The following is a 19,868-nucleotide window of genomic DNA, read 5'->3' on the forward strand; positions in this document are numbered from 1 at the left end:
CTGCTGCGATGCAATATTTCTGCGTCGGTTTTGGCGAGACGGTACGATCCTGATGACGATGTACTGATTTACATTCAATCGGGCGTCGAGACGAGCAATTGCAATCGGGCGAAGAATCTGATTGAATATTCGGATACGTTGCAGCCCATCACTGTGATTGAATTCACCTGCGGCCTATCGGCTCCGTGAGGAGGTCGAACATGTACGCTTTGGCCAAGTCCAAAGAAAGAACCGATTGGGAACTGGTTGGTGTCTTCGGCGGATGGATCGTCTTCGAGATCGTGATCCTGATGCTGTGCTTGGTCTCGATGTAAGCAGTCTCGGAAATACAGCCGTTTTGGATCGCCTGATGCCGCGCGGACGGACTGGATGACCGCTCCGGGTCGCCACCTGAGCCGTCGATGCTTGGAGAGGCTCGGGGGCGCTTGAGAGATCCGCCCGTGCCGGGGCATGGTCTGCCGATCGCAGGAGGCGTCGGCAGGGCCGGCGCGACGGCAGGGGACGGGTGCATGGCGAAGGCGGTGCGGGCGGGCGGTGATCGCGAGGCGCGTCAGAGACCCCCCGCCGAGGACGTCCACGCCGCGGAACTCGCGCGCCTGCGCGCCGAGGATTCGGCGCCGCGACCGCCCGGATGGCAGCTCTCGCTCCAGGCCGTCCGGCGCTTCATCTGCGGTGACGGCGCGACCCCCGCCAAGGTGGTCTGCGCGCCCGCGCTGGTGGAGCGGGCCATGGTCACCCTCGCCACCTCCCGGGCCCTCCTGCTGATCGGCGAGCCCGGGACCGCCAAGAGCCTGCTCTCGGAACTCCTCGCGGCGGCGATCAGCGGGTGCTCGACCCTGACGATCCAGGGCGGCGCGTCGCTGACCGAGGACCAGATCCGCTACGGCTGGAACTACGCGCTGCTCGTCGCCGAGGGGCCGAGCCCGCGCGCCCTGGTGCCCGGCGCCCTCCATACCGGCCTCAGCGAGGGGCGGATCGTCCGCTTCGAGGAGCTGACCCGCTGCCCGCTGGAAGTGCAGGACAGCCTGCTCTCGGTCCTGTCCGACCGGGTGCTCGCCGTGCCCGAACTCACCGGCGCCGACGGGATGGTCTACGCCCGGGAGGGCTTCAACCTGATCGCCACGGCCAACACCCGCGACCGGGGCGTCAACGAGATGTCGGCGGCCCTCAAGCGCCGGTTCGGCTTCGAGACCGTGTTCCCGATCGCCGATCTCGAGGCCGAGCTCGCCCTGGTGCAGCGCGAGGCCACCGCACTGCTGACCCGCTCCGGCGTGCCCCGCAGCCCGGATCCGGAGGTGCTCGAACTCCTCGTGACCTGCTTCCGGGAGCTGCGCGAGGCCGTGGACACGGAGGGTACGGGCATGGAGCGGCTCTCGTCCGTGATGAGCACCGCGGAGGCGGTCAGCGTCGCCCACGCCATCGGGGTGAAGGGTCATTTCCTGCGGGGCGATGCCGGCCAGCCGGAGGACATCGTCGCCTGCCTCGCCGGCACCGCGGCCAAGGACGACGCCGAGGATCTCGCCCGCCTGCGCCGCTATCTCGACCAGCGCGTCAGCCGCCGCTCCGGCGCGGCGTGGCGCCAGCTCTACGCGGCGCGGCACCTCCTCACCCCGCAATGAGCGGTGCCGCGCCGGATCCCGGCCGCCTGACCGTCATCGGCGTGCGCCACCATTCCCCGGCCTGCGCCGGGCTCGTCCGGCGCACGATCGCGGCTTTGCGGCCGGCCTTCGTGCTGATCGAGGGGCCGGTCGACTTCAACCCGCACCTGCCGGACCTCGCCCTTGGCCACGACCTGCCGGTGGCGATCTTCTCGTTCCGGGCGGATTCGGCGGGCAGCGCCGCCTCCTACACGCCGTTCTGCGCCTTCTCGCCGGAATGGCAGGCCCTGGAGGCGGGCCGGGCGGTGGGTGCCGAGACGCTGTTCTGCGACCTGCCGGCCTGGGATCCGGCCTTCGGGCGCCGCGCCAACCGCTACGCCGATCCGCACGGGGCCCGCGCGGAGGCGGCCGAGCGGGCGCTCGCCGCCGCCCTCGGCGTCGCCGACCAGGACGCCCTCTGGGACGTCCTCGCCGAGGCGGCGCCCGAGGCGGAGCTGCCGGCCCGGCTCGACCGCTACTTCGCCCTGCTGCGCCCGCCGGGCACGGACGATCCCGCCGAAGAGGCCCGCGAGCGCTTCATGGGCGCCTACGCGGCCCACGCCCTGCGCACGGCCGGCGACCGGCCGGTCGTCCTCGTCTGCGGCGGCTGGCACGCGGACGCCGTCCGGCGCCACGCCGCGCGGGCGGACGGGACCCGGCCCGAGCCGGCGCCGCCGGAGCCGGACCTGCGCACCGGCAGCTACGTGGTGCCCTACGCCTATCCCCGCCTCGACCGGTTCTCGGGCTACGCGGCCGGCATGCCGGCCCCGGGCTACTACGAGCGCGTCGCCGCCGCCGGCCTCGCCCCCGCGGCCGACTGGGCGATGACCGCGATCACCGCGGCCCTGCGCGAGGCCGGGCAGGTCGTCTCCACCGCCGACCGCATCGCCTGGCGGGTCCACGCCGAGGCCCTCGCCCGGCTGCGCGCCCATCCGGCGATCCTGCGCGCCGACCTGATCGACGCGGCCCTCGCCGCCCTGGTGAAGGACGCCCTCGACCGCCCGCCCGCCTGGGCGGCCGGCGGCGCCGCACCCGGCCACCCCGCGCTCGCCGCGATGCTGCGGGCGCTCAGCGGCCGGCGCGAGGGACGCCTCGCCCCCGGCACCCGTCAGCCGCCCCTCGTGGCCGACGTCGCCGAGCGCCTGCGCGCCGCCGACCTGGAACCGGGGCCGGCGCGCCGCCGCATCGATCTCGACTGGGCCGAGCCGGGCGACCGGGCGCGGGCGCACCTGCTCCACCGGCTGGTGCTGCTCGGGCTGCCGGGGATCGCCCGAGAGGGGCCGGACCGGGCCGAGCCCGGCCTGCCGCGGGAGCGCTTCACGCTCGTGCGCCACCCGCACTGGCTCGGCGCCCTGATCGAGGCCTCGGTCTGGGGCGGAACCCTGGAGATGGCCGCGTCCGCCCGGATCACCGCCCGGGTCGAGGCGGAGCCCGACTCCGTCGACGTCCTCACCCGGGCCCTGTCCGACGCGCTGTTCGCCGGCCTGACCCTGGAGGGGGAGCTGCTGGCCCGCCTGAGCGCGGGCATCGCGGCGGCGCACGACGCCGCCGCCCTGGGCGCCGCCGGGGCCGGGATCGTGCGGCTGTACCGGTTCGGCGACGCCTTCGCGCCGGCCCGGCCGGCCCTCGCCCGCCTCTGCGCCGCCCTGGCTGCCCGGGCGCTGTTCGTCGTCGAGGGCATCCGGGAGCCCCGTGCGGGGCTCGGCGCCATCCCCCTGGTCCTCGCCTGCCGCGACCTGTTCCGCGAGGCCGGCGCGGACGTTCCGGGCCTCGACGACCTGCGCGGGCCCTTCGCCGCGATGCTCGGCCGGCGCCTCGCCGATCCGGAGACGCCCCCGGCCCTCGCCGGGGCGGCGCTCGGCTTCCGGGTCGCCTGCGGGGCGGCCGGATCGGACCCGGAGGCCGCCCTGGCCCGGCTGCGCCGCTTCGGCCTGCCGGCGACGCTGGGCGACTTCCTCGCCGGCCTGTTCGCCCTCGCCCGCGAGGAGATCGCCGCCGACGCCACCCTGGCGTCCGTCGAGGGGCTGGTGGCCGCCTGGGGCGACGCGGATTTTCTGCGGGCGCTGCCGTCTCTGCGGATGGCCTTCTCGTGGTTCCCGCCGCGGGAGCGCGAGCGCATCGCCGTCGCGATCCTGCGCCGGAGCGGCCTCGGCGCGGCCCGGGCCGAGGTCGAGGCCCTGGCCTGGATGCGCCAGCGCGCGCGCCCGGCCGACCAGGCGGAGGCCCTGGCCCGCGAGGCGCGGGTGGCCGCGCGGCTCGCCCGCTACGGGTTGACCTGAGACGCGACAAGGAAAATTTTACCGCCGCGCCACGGGGAGAGGACTGCATGCAGCGTTACGAGCTGGCGGCGGGATCATCGGCGAAGTTCTGGGAGGCCGGAACCGAGGACAGCGTTCTCATCGTGAGATTCGGGCGGATCGGTACGCAGGGGCAGTCCAAGACCAAGACCTTCCCGAGTGCGCAGGCGGCTCAGGTCGCACTCGACCGGCTGGTGCGGGAGAAGACCGGCAAGGGGTATCGCCCGGCGGGTGAGGCCGCGCCGGCCGGGCCGGATTTGGCCTTCGGAGCGGTTGCCGCGGCGACAGGCAACGCCGCCGCTTCCCCGGCGGCCGAAGCGCAGGACGTCGATTCCCCATCCGCTGAGACCGCGGCCGCCGAGACATCGCCCACCCCCGCCGCCAGGGCGGAGGCGCACCGCGTCCCGATCTTCACCGGCACGCCCCTGCCCACGCGCAGCCGCCCCGGCGCGCCCCTCGACGCCGCGACCGACTGGGCCGCCTTCGTGGCGCGGATCCGTCCGCTGCTGGACACCGCCCCGGACGAGGCCCGCGCGCCGGCCGAGGCTCTCGCCGCCCGGCTCGACGACGCGCCGCCGGAACCCGACCGGGCCGAGGCCCGGCACTGGCTGGAGCAGATCGAGGCGGCCTGCCCGGCGCTGAGACAGCGCCCCTGGGGTGACAAGCCCGGACCGAACGGGCCGGTGGCCCGGGCGGCGTTCACGCATTTCGCCCGCTGGCTCGTGGCCCGCTCCGGCACCGGGACGCTCGTGACCCTGTTCGACCGGCTGCGGCCCCGCCCCTCGGGCCGCTACGGCTCCCTGCCGGTCTCGGCCTGGGACCTGCCCACCACCTTGGGCGTCCGGGCGGCCCTGGCCGCCGCCCCCGAGGCGGGGTACGCGGAGGCCCTGGAGGCGGCCCTCCGGCTCGCCGCGGCGGAGCCGGAGCCCACCCTCGCGCGCTGGCTCGCCACGGTCTTGGCGGACGACCGGCCCGGCGCCGATCACGCCCTCTCCGCCCGCGCGGTGCTGGCGCGCTGCGACCCGCCCGATCCCAAGGCCTACGGCAATTCCCACGTCGCCCTGCCGCTGATCGTCGACCTGCCGCCCGCGCAGGCCGCGCCCTGGTACGCTGCGCCGTATCACCGGGCGACGCTGGCGACCTGCGATGTCGGGGCCGAGGAGGCCGCCGCGACGGTGATCGCCGCCGCCGACGCGGCCGGCGAGCCGGCCACCCCCGCCCTCGTCTGGCTCCTGGAGGGGGCGGTCGGTCCCGAGCGCACGATCATCGCCCGGGCCCTGCTGGAGACCCGCGCTGCGGACGCCCTCGACGCGCTCCTGCCCTTCGTGGGCACCAAGCTGGTCCGCGACGCCCTCGATGCCGCGGACGCGGCCTTCCCCGACTGGATGCTGCGGGCCTATCTCGGCGCGCTCCAGGGCAAAGGGCACGGGAAGGGCGAACCCGCCTACGGCCCGCGGGCCGTGACGCTCGCCGAGCGCCACGGGCACGAGGCCGCCCGCGCCTGGGCGGCGGCCGACGGGGCGCGGGGCGCGGGGCGCCTGGACCGGCTGCTCGCCGCCGGCAGCGCGCCGCAGGCGGCGCCGGAGGCCCTGCCGCCGGTGCTCCGGGACCCGCCCTGGCGGCGGCGCGGGGCCGCGCGCGCCCGGCCGGAACGGGCGGTGGCGCTGATCCCGACGCCCTTCGCGCACGGCTTCGACCCCGACGAGGCCCTCGACCGCAGCACCTTCTACTTCCAGGCCGGAACGCTGGTGGAGTCCATGACGGACCTCGCGGCGCGGATCCGCGCCACCGAGGCGGAATCCCTGTACGACATGCCGATCCCGCCGCCGGCCGAGCCCGTCCCCGCCGCCGACGCGGATCCCGCGGCGGCCCTGGCGTGGCTCGATCGCCGGCTCGACCTCACCCGCGAGCAGTTCACGGGCTTCTTCTACTTCAACTACGGGCCCTGGTTCCGGATGGTCGGGTGGCAGCCCGAGCCCCTGGCGCTGATGCTGTGGGAGAAGACCGGGCCGCAGCGCGCCCATTACGTCGCGTGGCGGCGCACCATCGCAGTGATGCTGTCCCGCTTCGGCGCCCGGGCCGTGCCCGGCCTCGTCCGCCTCGTCGCGGCGGATCCGGCGCAGCTCCTGCCGGAGGTCGAGCCGGTGGACGCCGCCGACCTCGCCCCGGTCGCCGCCCGGGCCTTCCACCGCACCCGCAAGCTTCGGCCGGCCGCGGCCGCGTGGCTGCGCGCCCATCCCCGCACCGCCGCGCTGCGGCTCCTGCCCGAGACCCTCGGGCCCGCCGGCCCGGACCGCGACGCCGCCGACGCGGCCCTGCGCTTCCTCGCCGCCGAGCCCGCGGGGCGCGCCGCCCTCGACGGCGCCGTCGCGGCCTACGCGGAGCGGGATCCCGGCGTGCCCGAGGCGGTGGCCGCCGGCGTCGACAGCGACCCGCTGGAGCAGGTGCCGGCCAAGCCGCCGAAGCTCCCCGACTGGCTGGTTCCCGCCGCCCTGCCCCGCCCGGTCCTGCGGAGCGGGGGCGCCCTGCCCGACGCCGCCGTCACCGCGCTGTGCGAGATGCTCGCCTTCTCGGACCCGCTCACGCCCTACGCGGGCGTCGCGCAGGTCCGCGCCGCCTGCACGCCGGAGAGCCTCGACGCCTTCGCGGTCGCGCTGTTCCAGTCGTGGATCGCCGCCGGCGCCAAGGCGACGGGGGAGTGGGCCCTGCAGGCGCTGGCCCTGATCGGCGGCGACCACGCCGCCCGCGACCTCACCCGGCAGATCCGCGCCTGGGGGCAGGCCGGCCTGAAGCCCCGCGGCCGGGCCGGCATCGCCGTGCTCGCCGGGATCGGCACCGACGTGGCGCTGATGAACCTCAGCGCCATCGCCGAAAAGAGCCCGCTGCAGCAGCTGCGCGAGGCCGCCCGCGCCGCCATCGTCGACGCCGCCGAGGCGCGCGGCCTCGACGAGGTCGACCTCGCCGACCGGCTCTCCCCCGATCTCGGCCTCGACGCGCGCGGCGGGCTCGACCTGTCCTTCGGCGAGCGCCGGTTCCGGGTCGGCTTCGACGAGACGCTGAAGCCCGTCCTGCGCGACGCCGAGGGCCGGCGGCTCGCCGCCCTGCCCCGCCCGACCAAGGCGGACGATCCCGAGTCCGCCAAGGCGGCGTCCCGGCACTGGGCGGCTCTGCGCAAGGACGCGGAGGCGGCGGCCGGCCTGCAAATCACCCGGCTCGAGGCCATGCTGGCGTCCCAGCGCCGTGTCGCCCCCGGGGTGTTCTGGCCGTTCTTCGCCGCCCACCCGCTGATCCGCCACCTCGCCGGGCGCCTGGTCTGGGGCCTCTATCCGGACGCCGCGCCCGCGACGCCGCCGGCGCGCGTCTTCCGCCTCGCGGAGGATCTCTCACCGACCGACGCCGCGGACGACGCCCTCACCTTCGACGTCGCGGCGGCCGAGGGCGTGGTCGGCCTCGTCCATCCCCTGCACCTCGGCGCGGACGCCCTGGCGGCCTGGAGCGGCCTGTTCGCCGATTACGAGATCGCCCAGCCCTTCCCGCAGCTCGCCCGCGAGACCTTCGCGTTCACCGCGGCCGAGCGGGACGGCGCCGAGACCCGGCGCTTCGACGGGGTCCGGGTGGGCGGCCGCCGCCTGCGGGGCCTGCGGCCCCAGGGCTGGTCGACCGACATGGAGGGCGAGCACGTCCAGACGGTGCAGCGCCCGGTCGCGCTGCCCGACGGCACCCGCCTCGTCGCGGTCCTGCGCTTCGAGGACGGGTTCTGGCACCGGCCCGGCCCGGAGGGCGACGGGATCCAGACGCTGCGGACCCTGACCCTGTCCGAGACCGGCTGGCGCGCAGCGGCGACCCACCGGTTCGGCGACCTCGACCCGGTGACCGCGAGCGAGGTTCTGCGGACGCCGAGCCTGCTCGCCGCCGCCGGCGACGCGTGAGAGGGAGACAGCCGATGGAACGCTACGAGCTGGTCGAGGGCAGCGCGGCCAAGTTCTGGGAGGTCGGCGTCTCCGGCCCGACGCTCACCGTCCGCTTCGGGCGCCTCGGCACCCAGGGCCAGAGCAAGGACAAGACCTGCGCCGACGCGGCCGCGGCCGCGAAGGAGAAGGACAAGCTCGTCCGCGAGAAGACCGCCAAGGGCTACGTCCGCGCCGAGGGATCGGCTCCGGCACCCGCCGCCGCCCCGGCCGCCTCGGTCCGGACGGCGGATGCGGTTCAGGCGTCCGGGACGGACGAGCGACCGGAGAGCGCCGCCGAAATCCCCGCCGAACCGGCTACCGCGACGGCCACCGACGAGACGGCACCCGTCGCGGCTCCGCCGGCCCCGGCCGGGCCCGCCCCGAACCCCGCCGCCCCGGCCGCAATCTTCGAGGCGGTGCCGCTGCCGACCCGCCTGCGTCCCGGCCCGCGCCCGGACGCGGCGGAGGCCTGGCAGGCGATCGCGGAGCCGCTGGCGGCCGCGCTCGGTGACGCCGAGGCCGCGCGCCTCGCCGGGGCGCCGCCGGACCGGGACGGCCTCGCCGTCTGGCTGGACGCGGTTGTCGACGCCGCGGAGGCGCACCGACAGGGGAATCCGACCCGGGCCGCCACCGGCGACGCCGTCCTGCGGCGGGCGCTGGAGGCGATCCTGCGCTACGCCGTGGCCCAGGGCGGCACGGAGACCGTCGCCCGGCTGGCCGACCGGCGCCGCCCGACCCCGAAGACGCCGCGCGCCTACCAGCGACTGTCCTGGGCGGAGCCGCTCCACCTCGCCCTACGGGCGGCCCTCGTGCACGCCCCGGAGGCCGATTACGACGGCGCCGTCGCGTTCCTGAACGCGCGGATCGCCGAGGACCACGACTGGCCGGCGGCCTGCGCCTTCGCGTTCATCCTGGCCGACGACCGGCCCGCCCCGCACCCGCTCCAGCCCGTCGCGGTGGTCGAGGCCGCCGCGTCGGCGGGGATCGACGTGACGGCCGACACGGTCTTCCTGCCGCTCCTCGCCGATGCGCCGCCGGAGGCGGTCGCGGCCTGGCGCGCCAAGCGCAGCTACCACCTCTACTTCGTCTACTGCGCCGTCGACGCGGCGGAGGCGGCCGCGACCCTGCTGGCGGTTGCCCGCGCCGCCGGGCAGCCGGCCCTGCCCTCCCTCGACTGGCTGCTGCACTACGCCCTCGACGAGCAGCGCCGCACGGTCGCCCTGGCGATCCTGTCGACCGGGGAGGCCGGCGCGCTGCCGGCCCTACTGCCCCATCTCCACGAGAAGCCCGTCGCGGCGGCCCTCGACGCCGCGCTGGAGGCCGATCCCGCCGCGATCCTGCCCCGCTGCCTCGCCGCCCTCGCGGGCGGCCGGTCGGAGCCGGCCCTGCGCGCCCGGGTGAACCGCGCGCTGGACGTCCACGGACTTGACCTGGTCCGCGGCTGGCTGGCGGCGTCGGGCGGGCGCGGTGCCGGCATCCTCGACGCCCTGGCGGAGGCCCGTGCGGTGCCTCTCGCGGAGCCCGCCGCCTGGCCGCGGGTGCTGCGCGACCCGCCCTGGCGGACCAAGGGCCGGACCCGGGACGACCTCGTCCTCGCCCTCGCGCCCCTGCCGACGCCGTTCGCGCACGCGGTTCCGGAGGTCGCCCCGAGCTACTGGCGGGAGCGGAACGCCGTCACCCTCGACGGGCTGGAGGCGCTGTCTGCCTTCGTGGCGGCCGCCGAACTGGCACACCCGACGCAGGGCTGGAGCCGGATCCCGCCTCCCCTTTCCGAGCCGCCGCGCGACGACCTGCCGGCCCTGATCGACTGGGTGGCCGCGCGCGTCGCCCAGATCGACGGGGCCTGCCATTACTGGGCGAACTCGCCCTATCACAAGTTGGTCGGTAGCCTGGAGCGGCAGCCCGAGCCCCTCGCGCTCGCCCTCTGGGCCCAGTCCCGCGTCGTTGCGGGATGCTTCCATGTCTCGCAATGGCCGGAGATCGTGTGGGCGACGCTGTCGCGTTTCGGTGAGCGGGCAATGCCGGGCCTCGTCGACCTGGTCGAGACGGATCCGGTCGGGCTCCTGCCGGCGGTCCTGGCCGTGGACGATGCCCGCCTCGCCGTGCCCGCCGCCCGCGCCCTCACGAAGCTCAAGAAGGCCCGTGAGCCGGCCCTGGCCTGGCTGCGCCGCCATCCCGAGACCGCCCTCACCCGCCTGTTGCCCGACGCCGTGGGCCGGCCCGGATCGCTGCGCGACGCCGCCGAGCACGCCCTGCGCGTGCTGGCGCAGGACCGGGCGGACGGCCGCGCCCTCATCGCGTCCGTGGCCGCGCGCTACGCGGACCAGGCACCGGACGTGACCGAGGCGGTCGCGCAGGTGCTCGACCGTGACCCCCTCGCCCGCGTCCCCGCCAAGGTCGGCAGGCCGCCCGCCTGGATCGTGCCGTCCATGCTGACCCGGCCGCGTCTGCGGGACGGGACCGCCCTGCCGGACGCCGCGATCCTGACCCTCTGCGAGATGCTGTCCTTCACCAACCCGGACGCCGTCTACGCCGGCGTGCCGATGGTGCGCGAGGCCTGCACCGAGGCGAGCCTCGCGGCCTTCGCGTGGGACCTGTTCTCTGCCTGGATCGCCGCCGGGACGCCGTCCAAGGACGGCTGGGCCCTGCGCGCGCTGGGCTGGTTCGGCACCGACGCCACGGCCCGCGACCTGACCCGGCTGATCCGCCGTTGGCCGGGCGAGGCCGCCCATGCCCGGGCGGTCACCGGCCTCGACGTGCTGGTCGATATCGGCACCGATGTCGCGCTGATGAACCTCAACGGCATCGCCGAGAAGCTGAAGTTCAAGGGGCTCCAGGAGAAGGCCCGGCAGAAGATCGCCCAGCTCGCCGAGGCCCGTGGCCTCACCCCCGAGGAGCTGGCCGACCGGCTCGCCCCCGACCTCGACCTCGACGAGCGCGGCGGCCTCGACCTCGATTTCGGCCCCCGCGGGTTCCGGGTCGGGTTCGACGAGACCCTGAAGCCCTGGGTGCGGGACGCCGCCGGCCAGAGGCTCAAGGACCTGCCCAAGCCCGCCAAGGCCGACGATGCCGGCAAGGCCGCGGCGGCGGTGGCCCGCTGGGGTGCCCTGAAGAAGGACGCGCGGGCCGTGGCGAGCCTGCAGGTGGCCCGCCTGGAGGCGATGCTCGCCGGTGCCCGCCGGGTCCAGCCGACATTGTTCGGCCCCTGCTTCGCCGCCCATCCGCTCGTGCGCCACCTCGCCCAGCGCCTCGTCTGGGCCACCTTCGCGGATGCCGACCCGCGGACCGGCCCGGGGCTGACCTTCCGGGTGGCCGAGGACCTGACCTTCACGGATGCCGACGACGCGCCGCTCGACCTCGACCTGACCGGGGCGGCCCCGGGCCTGATCGGCCTCGTCCATCCCCTGCAGCTCGACGCCGGAGCGCTGGCCGCCTGGGGGGCGCTGTTCGGCGATTACGAGATCGTCCAGCCCTTCCCGCAGCTCGCCCGCGAGACCTACGCCTTCACGGAGGCCGAGGCGGTCGCCGCCACGACCGACCGCTTCGCCGGGACCGTGGTGGAGGCCAACCGGCTGCGCGGCATGGCCGCCCGCGGCTGGCCCCTCGGGGCGCCCCAGGATGGCGGGGTGGTGTGGTGGATCGAGCGCGCCGTGACCTTCCCGGGCGGCGCCGCCGGCCAGGCGTCGCTGACCTTCTCGGAGGGCCTGTTCACCGGCGCGGTGGAGTTCGAGGACCGGGAGCAGACCCTCGGTGAGCTGACCCTCGGCTCGCCCTGGAGCAACCGGACGGATCCGGGCCAGCGGACCTTCGGCGAACTCGCGCCGGTCACGGCGAGCGAGCTCCTGCGGGGACCGAGTCTCCTCGCCGGGACGCGGCTGCGGTGAGCCTCGACCCGGTCACGCGGTGGCGGCTCATCCTGGGCGAGGCGGCGGACTCGGCCTGCGCGGGGGCCGGCTGCGCCCTGTCGGGGGAGGCGGCCGCCATGGATCAGGCGCTCGACTGGCTCTACGGCCGCGACGCCGAGGGCGCGGCGCGGGGGGAGCGGCGCCAGGGCGGCCGCGAGGGCTCGACCCTGACGGTGCCGGGCTGGATCAACGCGGTCCACACGCTCTTCCCCCGCGAGACGATCGAGCGGCTGGAGCGCGACGCGATCGAGCTCTACGCCATCGACGACGTGGTCACGAATCCCGAGGTGCTGGCCCGGGTCGAGCCGAACGAGACGCTGCTGAAGGCGGTCCTGCGCACCAAGCACCTGATGGCGCCCGACGTGCTGGTGATGGCCCGCAAGCTCGTCCAGGCGGTGGTGCGGCAGCTGATGGAGCGGCTGGCCCGGGACCTCGCGGTGGCGTTCTCGGGGGTGCTCGACCGGCGGCGGCACACGCGCCTGCCCGGCGCCCGCGACCTCGACCTCAACCGGACGATCCGCGACAACCTGCGCCACTACGATCCCGAGAGCCGGCGGATCACCGTCGAGCGGCTGCACTTCTTCGCCCGGAACCGGCGGCAGATGCGGCCCTGGCAGGTGATCCTGCTCGTCGACCAGAGCGGATCGATGCTCGATTCGGTGATCCACGCCTCGGTGATGGCCGCCTGCCTGTGGAAGCTCCCCGGCATCCGCACCCACCTCGTCGCCTTCGACACGGCGGTGGTGGACCTGACCCGCGACTGCGACGACGCCTGCGAGATGCTCATGAAGGTCCAGCTCGGCGGCGGCACCGATATCGGCGGCGCCGTGCGCTACGCGGCCGGGCTGATCACCGCGCCGGAGCGGGCGATCGTGGTGCTGGTCTCCGACTTCTACGAGGGCGCGAGCGAGGCCGCCCTGGTCGAGCAGGTGCGGGCGCTCGCCGGCCAGCGGACCCGCGTGCTCGGGCTCGCGGCGCTCGATTCGGCGGCGCGGCCCGCCTACGACTGCGCGATGGCCCAGCGGCTCGTGGCGGCCGGCGCCGAGATCGCCGCGATGACGCCCGGCGAGCTCGCCGGCTGGCTCGCCGCCGCGATCCGGGCTTGAGCGGCGCCGATGGCCCGCCCCGACCTCCGCGCCCTCACGGATGACGGCCTGATCCAGCTCGCCAATGCCGGGCTGGTGAAGCGGGCGCTGCGCGAGGTGGCCGCCGGCGCGGGGCCGGCCCTCGCGGAGGCCGAGGACGGCACCGTCGAGGCGCGCTTCGCCGACGGCACAATCACGCGGCTCGGCCCCGGCCGGCCCCCGGGCGAAGCCACCTGCACCTGCCCGGCGAGCGGGATGTGCCGCCACCGGGTCGCCCTCGTCGTCGCCTACCGGGCCGCGGCCGTCGCGGACGGGCCGGCTGGAGGAGCCGCTTTCGGGACCGCCGACGGGGCGGCCATCCCAACCGCGGAGGCGGTCGCCTGGGATCCCGGCACCCTCGACGGCGCCGCCCTCGAGGCGGGGCTCGGCGGCGCGGCGGCGGCGGAGCTGCGGCGCCTCCTGGCGGTGGGGATTACGGTCGGGCTGGAGCGCGGCGCCGTGCCGGCCGCGCGGCTCCCGACCGCGACCGTGCGCTTCCTCGTGCCCGACGCCGTCGGCTACGCCCGCTGCGACTGCGCGGCCGGGGGCAGCTGCGCCCACGTAGCGCTGGCGATCCGCGCCTTCCGGGAGGCCGCGGGCGCCGCCGAGATCCGCCTGGGCGGCGCGGCGCCGGCCAGGACCGACACGGCCGCGACGCCGGCGGAGGAGGGACTCGCCAAGGCCGTCGACCGGGTGGTCGCCGGCCTGCTGGAGGCCGGGGTGGTGTCCGGGCCGGAGGCCCACGACGGGGCGCTCGTCCGGCTGCGGCGGGCGGCCGAGGCGCGGGGCGCCACGCAGATCCTGCTGGCGGAGGCGGATCTCGCCGGGCAGCTCGCGGCCTATGCCGGGCGCCACGCCGCCTACGACGCCGTCGTCGTCCTGGCGCTCGCCACGGAACTCCTCGGCCGCGTCCGGGGCGGGGAGGCCGCCCTCGGCCTCGGCCAGCCCTACGAGACCGCCATGGGCAAGACCCGCCTCGTCTCGCTGGGCGCCCGGCTCCTCGCCCGTGGGCGCGGCGCCACCGCCCGGGTGGCGCTGGCCGATACCGACACCGGCGCGCTCCTGGCCCTGGAGCGCGAGTTCGCGCCGGGCGAGGCCGAGGCGGATATCGTGGCCGGCCTGCCCGGGCGCCTCCTGAGCCCGGGCCTGTCCGTCTCGGGCACCGGCCAGGGCCAGATTCTGACCAGCGTCGCCCGGCGCCGGGCCGACGGGCTCCTCGCCCTCGGCCAGGGTACCCGGGGCCGGACGGCCCTGCTGCCGCGGGACGCCCGCGTGGACCTCCCGGCCCCCCTGGCGGCGCGGGACGTCCCGTCGATCCGGCGCCGCCTCGCCGACCGGCCGCCCGCCTTCCTGCGCCCGCGCGATCGGCTGGAGGCCTTCCACGTCTTCGCCGTCGACGCGGTCCTGGGACAGGCCTGGGCGCCCGGCGCACAGACGTGGCAGGCCGCCGTCGACCTGCCGGAGGCGGGCGGCACGCTGCATCTCGCCCGCGCCTACGATCCCGCCGCGCCGCAGGCGCTGGACGCCCTCGCGGGCGCGTGCTCGGGGCGCTGGGGACCCGTGCGGCAGGTCGCCGGCCCGGTGCGGATCGAGGACGGCGCCCTGGTCTGCGATCCCTGGTCGGTGTCGGTCGACCGGCTCGTCGTGCCCGACCTCGCCGTCCCGGACGGCGCCGGCCACCCGGTCCCGCCGGCGCCGGAACTGGGGCCGGCCACGCTCCTCGACGAGGCGGCCGCGCTCCTGGCGAACGCCCTCCATGCCGGGCGGCGGGCCTTCGCGGCCAACGCCCGCGCCGGCGCCGATCTGGTCGCCCGGCTCGCCGCGGCGGGGCATCCGGCCAGCGCCGCGCGGCTCTCGGCCTTCCTCGCTTCCGGCGCGCAGTCCGAGCCCTTCGCCCGGGCCGCCCTCTGGGTCGCCGCGATGCGCGACGATCCCGGACCGGCGGAGGCCTGATCACGGAACCGTGTGGATGCGGTTGCCCCTGCGGCCCCGCTGGGGCAGGTTGCCGCGGCTTCGGGCGCCGCGATTCGCCGGCCGGCCCGTCCCGGTCGTTTCGCGAGGAGCCCGGATGCGAGGACCCGTCGATCGTCGCGCCCCTGCGACGCAGCCCTGCCCGGCCGCGCGCGCCGGCGCGGCGGCATGAGGGTCGTCCGCGCGGCGCGCCTCCACCTGCGGGACGCCACCTCCGACAAGGTCTACGACGTCGACCTGATCGAGAACGAGGCCCTCGGGACGCCCGAGCGCTACTTCGTCAACACGCGCTACGGTCGGCGCGGCACGACCCTGCGCGAGGGCTCCAAGACGCCCCAGCCCGTGACCGCCGAGGCGGCGGCCCGGGTGTTCGACAGCGTGGTCGTCTCCAAGATCAACGGCGGCTACCGGCGGGTCGACGGCCCGGAGACGTCCGCCGCGCCCGAGGCGACGGCCGACGGCCGTGCCGCTGTGCTGCTGGCGCGGCTCTCCGCCTGCCTGCACCAGAGCTGGGCCGAGCGCGACCGCGACCGCCTGCTCTGGCGCATCGGCGAGCTGCGGCTGGCCGCGGCCGCCCCGGACCTGATCGCCCTGGCGCGGACCCTCGGTCCGGCGCGGGCGAGCTACGCCCTGGTCTGGGCGCTCGCCCGGGCGGCGGGCGCGGAGGCCGGTCCGGTGCTCGCGGCGATCGCCGCCGACGCGCCCGGAAGCGTGGTCCGCGACCTCGCCCGCTTCGCGCTGGCCGCCCCGCTCACCGGGGCCTACCGCCCGCCGGAGGCCGAGCCGGACCTGCCCGGCATGGTCGCCCGGCCGGCCGAGGCGGCCGACGTCGACGGCCTGTGCGGGGCGCTGGACGGCCTCGCCCGGCACGATCCGGGCCGGGTCGGGCCGGCCCTGGTGGCGCTCGGCCGGCAGGCGCAGGCGGCGCCCGGCCTGCACGCGACGCTCTGCGCGGCCCTGCTCCGCCTGCCGGCGCGGCCGCCCTACCTGATCGGCCTGCGGCGCCTGTTCAAGCACGCCGAGATGGCGGACGACGCCGCCCTGTTCGGCGCGACTGCCCAGCGCTTCGAGACCGCGCAGGCGATGTACCAGTCCGGTCGGAGCCACGCCTACGTCCCGGACCTCCGGCGCTACGTCGCGGTGGACGCGGCGCGCCAGGGACCGGAGGCGCGGCTCGGCCTGTCCACCGCCACCCGCGCCTACATGAAGCGGCGGATCTGGCGCGCGCTGCGCAAGCGCGGCGCCGTCGGGGACCCGGCCTTCGTGGCGCTGGCGGCGGGCTTCCTGCTGGCCCTCGGGCCGGAGGACCTCGATCCCCCTGCGCGCTGGACCGTCTGGGGGCGGCAGCCGGACGGGACCTGGGGCCGGCAGGCACGGACGCGGGGGCCGCTCGCCCGCAACTGGACGGCGAGCCAGCTCCTGTACCGCCACGCCCCGGAGGCCCGGCCGCGGGCGGGATCGCTGACCTTCCTGGAGACCGGTGCCATCGATCCCGACCGGCGCGACGAGGCCTTCCCGGATCTCTGGAGCGCCCGCCCGGACTTGGCGCTCCGCCTCGCTGCCGAGGGGCGGATCGAGCCGGTGGCGCGGCTCGGCCTGCGGGTGCTGCGCGCGGATCCGCGGGCGTGCGCGGCCCTGGACGCCGCCGAGATCGGGCGCCTCCTGGCGGCGCCGCACGACGCCGTGCGGACCTTCGCCTTTCAGACCGCCCAGGCGCGCCTCGCCGCCGGGATCGCCGATCCCGCGGAACTCGCTGCCCTGGTGGTGGCGCTGCTGGCCGCGGCGCTGCCGGAGGCGCGGGCGCTGGCCCTGCGGCGCCTCGAGGCCGGAGCGCCGGTCGCCTGGTCGGATCCCGACCTCGCCGCCGCGCTGCTCACGAGCCCGGAGCCGGACGTGCAGGCGGCTCTCCCGGGCCTCGCCGGGGCGCGGGCGCTGCCCCCCGGGCTCGCGGCGCCGCTGGTGGCGCGGCTCGTGGCGTGGCTGCGGGCGATGCCGCCGGAGCCCGACGCGTCCGCGACGGCCGCGATCCGGGGCCTGCGCGCCGCCCTGCCCCTCCTGTGGCCGGACCGCGACCTGCCGGTCGCGTCCGAGACCGCCGCCGCCCTGATCGCCCACCCGGCTGCCGCGGTCCGGTCCGCCGGCCTCGCGCTCCTGGCGCAGTCCGAAGCCGGGGCCGCCGGCCTGCCGCCGGAGAGCTGGGACGCGCTGATCGGCGCGGAATCCGAGGACATCCGGATCGCCGCCCTGGTCCTGCTGGCGCGCCTCGACGACGCGCGGCTCGGGCCCTACGCGGACCGGGTCGTCGCCTTCGCCAGCGGGCCCGGCAGCGCCGTCCGGCAGGCCGCCCGGCCCCTGGTGGCGCGCCTCGCGGCGGCGGATCCGGGTCTCGCGCCACGTCTCGCCCGGGAGCTGATCGGCAGCCTGTTCCGCGCGGCGCCCGACGACGCCTACGCAGCCGACGTCGTGGCGCTGCTGCGCGAGTCCCTGCCGGGGGCGTGCGCCGCCCTCGACGACGCCACCCTGTGGCGCCTGCTGCAGGCCCGCGCCGACGGGGCCCGCCGCCTCGGCGCCGCCCTCCTGCCCGATCGGCGCCCGGAGGCCCTCAGCGTCCGCCAGATCGCCCGGCTCGGCGGCCACCCGTACCGGGCGGTGCGGGACTGGGCGATGGCGGCCGTCGCGGCCGATCCGGCCCGGTTCCAGGCCGCAGCGGCCGAGGCCGTGCTCCTCGTGGAGAGCGACTGGCCCGACACCCTCGCCTTCGCCCGCGGCCTGTTCGAGTCCTGGCCGGAGTCTGCCTGGACGCCGGAGGCGCTCGCCGTCGTCACCGACAGCGTCAAGCCCGAGGTCCTGGCCTTCGCCCGCCACCTCCTGCGCGGCCGGCTCCGGCCCGAGGACGCGGAGACGCAGGTCCTGCGCCTCCTGGAGCACCCCGCCCCGTCGATGCACCTCCTGCTCACCGAACTCCTGACCGAGCAGGCCGTGGCGAGCGAGGCGGCCTTCGCGCGGCTGATCCCCCTCGCCCGCATCGTGATGCTGCAGGTGCTGCGGGGCCGGGTCGCCAAGGACCGGATGGCCGCCTTCCTCCGGGCCGAGGCCCTGCGCAGCCGCGCCCGCGCCGAGGTGCTGCTGCCGCTCTTCGCCGACCTCACCCTGAGCGGCACGGCCCGGGATCGCAATGCCGCGATCCTGGCCCTGCGCGACGTCGCCGACGCGCATCCCGATCTCGCCGTGCCCCTCGTCCGGCGCCCGCCGGAGGCGCGGGGACCCGTCTCCGTCTCGGAAGGGGCTCGATGAACGTCGTCCATCGCTACCTCGGCGAGAGCCGGGCCGTCTCGGACGCGGACGCGACCCGGCTCGGCTTCGTCCCCGACACCCTGCGCGAGCCGACCTACTTCGCCGGGACGGTGGCGCGGCACCTGCCGTTCCGGGAGGCGATCTCGGCCCTGCACCACGTCGTCGTGTCGGACCTGCGCTTCAAGCCGAAGGACCGCACCGCCTATTTCGCATGGCTCCAGGCCCACGAGCAGGAGCTCCTGGCCGAGGCCCTCGCCGAGAAGGACAGCCTGCGCGCCGAGATCGAGGCGCTGCGCGCCGAGTCCCGGGACATCGCGGCCCGCTCCGACGCCGTGATGCGGCCGTTCTACGACGCGCGGAGGCGGTACTTCGACTACCTCTACCGGGAGAACCTCGACGCCTGGATCGTGCTCGACCCGGTCATCACCGTGCACCCGGACGAGATCTTCTTCGAGGCGTTCAGCCTCGACGAATCGAGCTACGGGCGCCTGTCCTGCGACCACGACACGTTCGCGCGGATCGGCGACATGGCCTGCGGCACGACCAACATCGACTACAGCCACGCCCTCTACGACGAGTTCCAGAAGATCCGCAGCTACCGCGACACCGAGCTGGCGATCGACCCGACAGGATTCGCGGTCCAGACCTCCGGCGAGGCCGCCTATCGCGAGGACAAGATCGACCTGCCGGATTCCTGGGTGCGGGGCTTCCTGCAGGTATCGAGCGCCATGGCGCAGCCCGCCCACGTGGTGGACCTGCACCCGGTCGACATGCACGCGATCCTGACCCGCCTCGCCGCGCGCCGGGAGCGCCACGGCCCGCGCTCCCTGCGGTTCCTGCTCGAGCCCGACCGGCCGGTCAGCGTGCTGATCGAACCCTGGAACGAGCGGCTGACCTTCCGGCGCTCGATCTACCGCGGGGGCGAGGCCGCGGAGATCCGCCTGTGGGGCCGGCGGCGTCTCGCGATCCTGGCCCGGACCCTGCCGCTCGCCCGGTCGGTGCGGCTGCACCTCCTCGGCACCGGGCTGCCCGCCTTCGCGGTGGTGGATTTCGGGGGCCTGCGCTTCACCCTCGGCCTGTCGGGCTGGACCGCCAACGACTGGTCCCGGGCCGGCCAGTTCGACCTGCTCGCACCCCGGGCCGACGTCGACGCCGACACCGCCGCCCGGGTCTTCGCGGCGCTCCGGCGCCACCACGCCGCCGGGACCGGGCCGCTCGCCGCCGAGACCGGCCTCGACCGGGCGACCGTGGAGGCGGCGCTCGGCGGCTACGTGCAGGCCGGCCGCGCCATGTTCGACCTCGACAAGCGGGTCTACCGCCTGCGGGAGCTGACCCGGGAGCCCCTGGCGCCGGGCGCCCTGCGCTTCGCCTCCGAGCAGGAGGCCAAGGCCGACCGGTTCCTGGCGGCCGGGCTCGTCACCCTCGGGCCCGTCGCGCAGGCGGGCGACAGGCGGCGCCTGAGCGGGACCGTTCTGGACGATGGCCGGAGCCTGACGCCCGCGGTGGAGCTCGATCCCGACGACCGCATGGTCGGCGGCACCTGCCAGTGCGGCTTCTACACCCACAACCGGCTGACCCGCGGCCCCTGCGAGCACATGCTGGCCGTGCGCCGCCTCGTCCACGCCCAGGTCGAGGGCAAGCCCGCGCGGTGGCAGGCGTGAGACGGGCCCGATTGATGCGGCCGCAAGCC

The 19,868-nt window shown here is 76.5% G+C and carries 8 protein-coding genes; all 8 read left to right on the forward strand.

The genetic code is table 11. The features are described from left to right. Positions 1-509 precede the first annotated feature (509 nt). Complete coding sequence (locus BLT59_RS13395) at positions 510-1,619, forward strand: ATP-binding protein (protein ID WP_091780578.1); 1,110 nt, start codon at positions 510-512, stop codon at positions 1,617-1,619. Continuing rightward, the gene (locus BLT59_RS13400; protein ID WP_091780583.1) at positions 1,616-3,916 is read left to right on the forward strand and encodes a DUF5682 family protein; all 2,301 of its coding nucleotides are present in this window, start codon (positions 1,616-1,618) and stop codon (positions 3,914-3,916) included. The genes BLT59_RS13395 and BLT59_RS13400 overlap by 4 nt, the downstream gene beginning before the upstream one ends. 47 nt (positions 3,917-3,963) lie before the next feature. Continuing rightward, a complete protein-coding gene (locus BLT59_RS13405; protein ID WP_091780588.1) occupies positions 3,964-7,863 on the forward strand; it encodes a DUF4132 domain-containing protein in 3,900 nt (1,299 codons plus the stop codon). A 14-nt stretch (positions 7,864-7,877) separates the two neighbouring features. After that, the gene (locus tag BLT59_RS13410) at positions 7,878-11,768 is read left to right on the forward strand and encodes a DUF4132 domain-containing protein (RefSeq protein ID WP_091780591.1); all 3,891 of its coding nucleotides are present in this window, start codon (positions 7,878-7,880) and stop codon (positions 11,766-11,768) included. Continuing rightward, a complete protein-coding gene (locus BLT59_RS13415; protein ID WP_091780594.1) occupies positions 11,765-12,895 on the forward strand; it encodes a VWA domain-containing protein in 1,131 nt (376 codons plus the stop codon). The genes BLT59_RS13410 and BLT59_RS13415 overlap by 4 nt, the downstream gene beginning before the upstream one ends. A 9-nt stretch (positions 12,896-12,904) precedes the next feature. Then, entirely contained in the window at positions 12,905-14,866 is a 1,962-nt protein-coding gene (locus BLT59_RS13420; RefSeq protein WP_091780597.1) for a hypothetical protein, read from the forward strand. Positions 14,867-15,052: 186 nt separating this feature from the next. Further along, positions 15,053-18,178, forward strand: a complete 3,126-nt coding sequence (locus tag BLT59_RS13425; RefSeq protein ID WP_091780602.1) for a hypothetical protein — start codon at positions 15,053-15,055, stop codon at positions 18,176-18,178. Continuing rightward, the gene (locus BLT59_RS13430; protein ID WP_091780605.1) at positions 18,175-19,839 is read left to right on the forward strand and encodes an SWIM zinc finger family protein; all 1,665 of its coding nucleotides are present in this window, start codon (positions 18,175-18,177) and stop codon (positions 19,837-19,839) included. The genes BLT59_RS13425 and BLT59_RS13430 overlap by 4 nt, the downstream gene beginning before the upstream one ends. The last annotated feature ends 29 nt before the right edge of the window (positions 19,840-19,868 follow it).

Origin of the sequence: Methylobacterium sp. UNC378MF (genome assembly GCF_900103195.1) — a bacterium.
Classification (GTDB): Bacteria; Pseudomonadota; Alphaproteobacteria; order Rhizobiales; family Beijerinckiaceae; genus Methylobacterium.

Excerpts from the sequence above, each read along its gene's own strand:
- BLT59_RS13410 (WP_091780591.1), top strand. The coding sequence starts at position 7,878 with ATGGAACGCTACGAGCTGGTCGAGGGCAGCGCGGCCAAGTTCTGGGAG.
- BLT59_RS13425 (WP_091780602.1), top strand. The coding sequence starts at position 15,053 with ATGAGGGTCGTCCGCGCGGCGCGCCTCCACCTGCGGGACGCCACCTCC.
- BLT59_RS13430 (WP_091780605.1), top strand. The coding sequence starts at position 18,175 with ATGAACGTCGTCCATCGCTACCTCGGCGAGAGCCGGGCCGTCTCGGAC.
- BLT59_RS13395 (WP_091780578.1), top strand. The coding sequence starts at position 510 with ATGGCGAAGGCGGTGCGGGCGGGCGGTGATCGCGAGGCGCGTCAGAGA.
- BLT59_RS13420 (WP_091780597.1), top strand. The coding sequence starts at position 12,905 with ATGGCCCGCCCCGACCTCCGCGCCCTCACGGATGACGGCCTGATCCAG.
- BLT59_RS13400 (WP_091780583.1), top strand. The coding sequence starts at position 1,616 with ATGAGCGGTGCCGCGCCGGATCCCGGCCGCCTGACCGTCATCGGCGTG.
- BLT59_RS13405 (WP_091780588.1), top strand. The coding sequence starts at position 3,964 with ATGCAGCGTTACGAGCTGGCGGCGGGATCATCGGCGAAGTTCTGGGAG.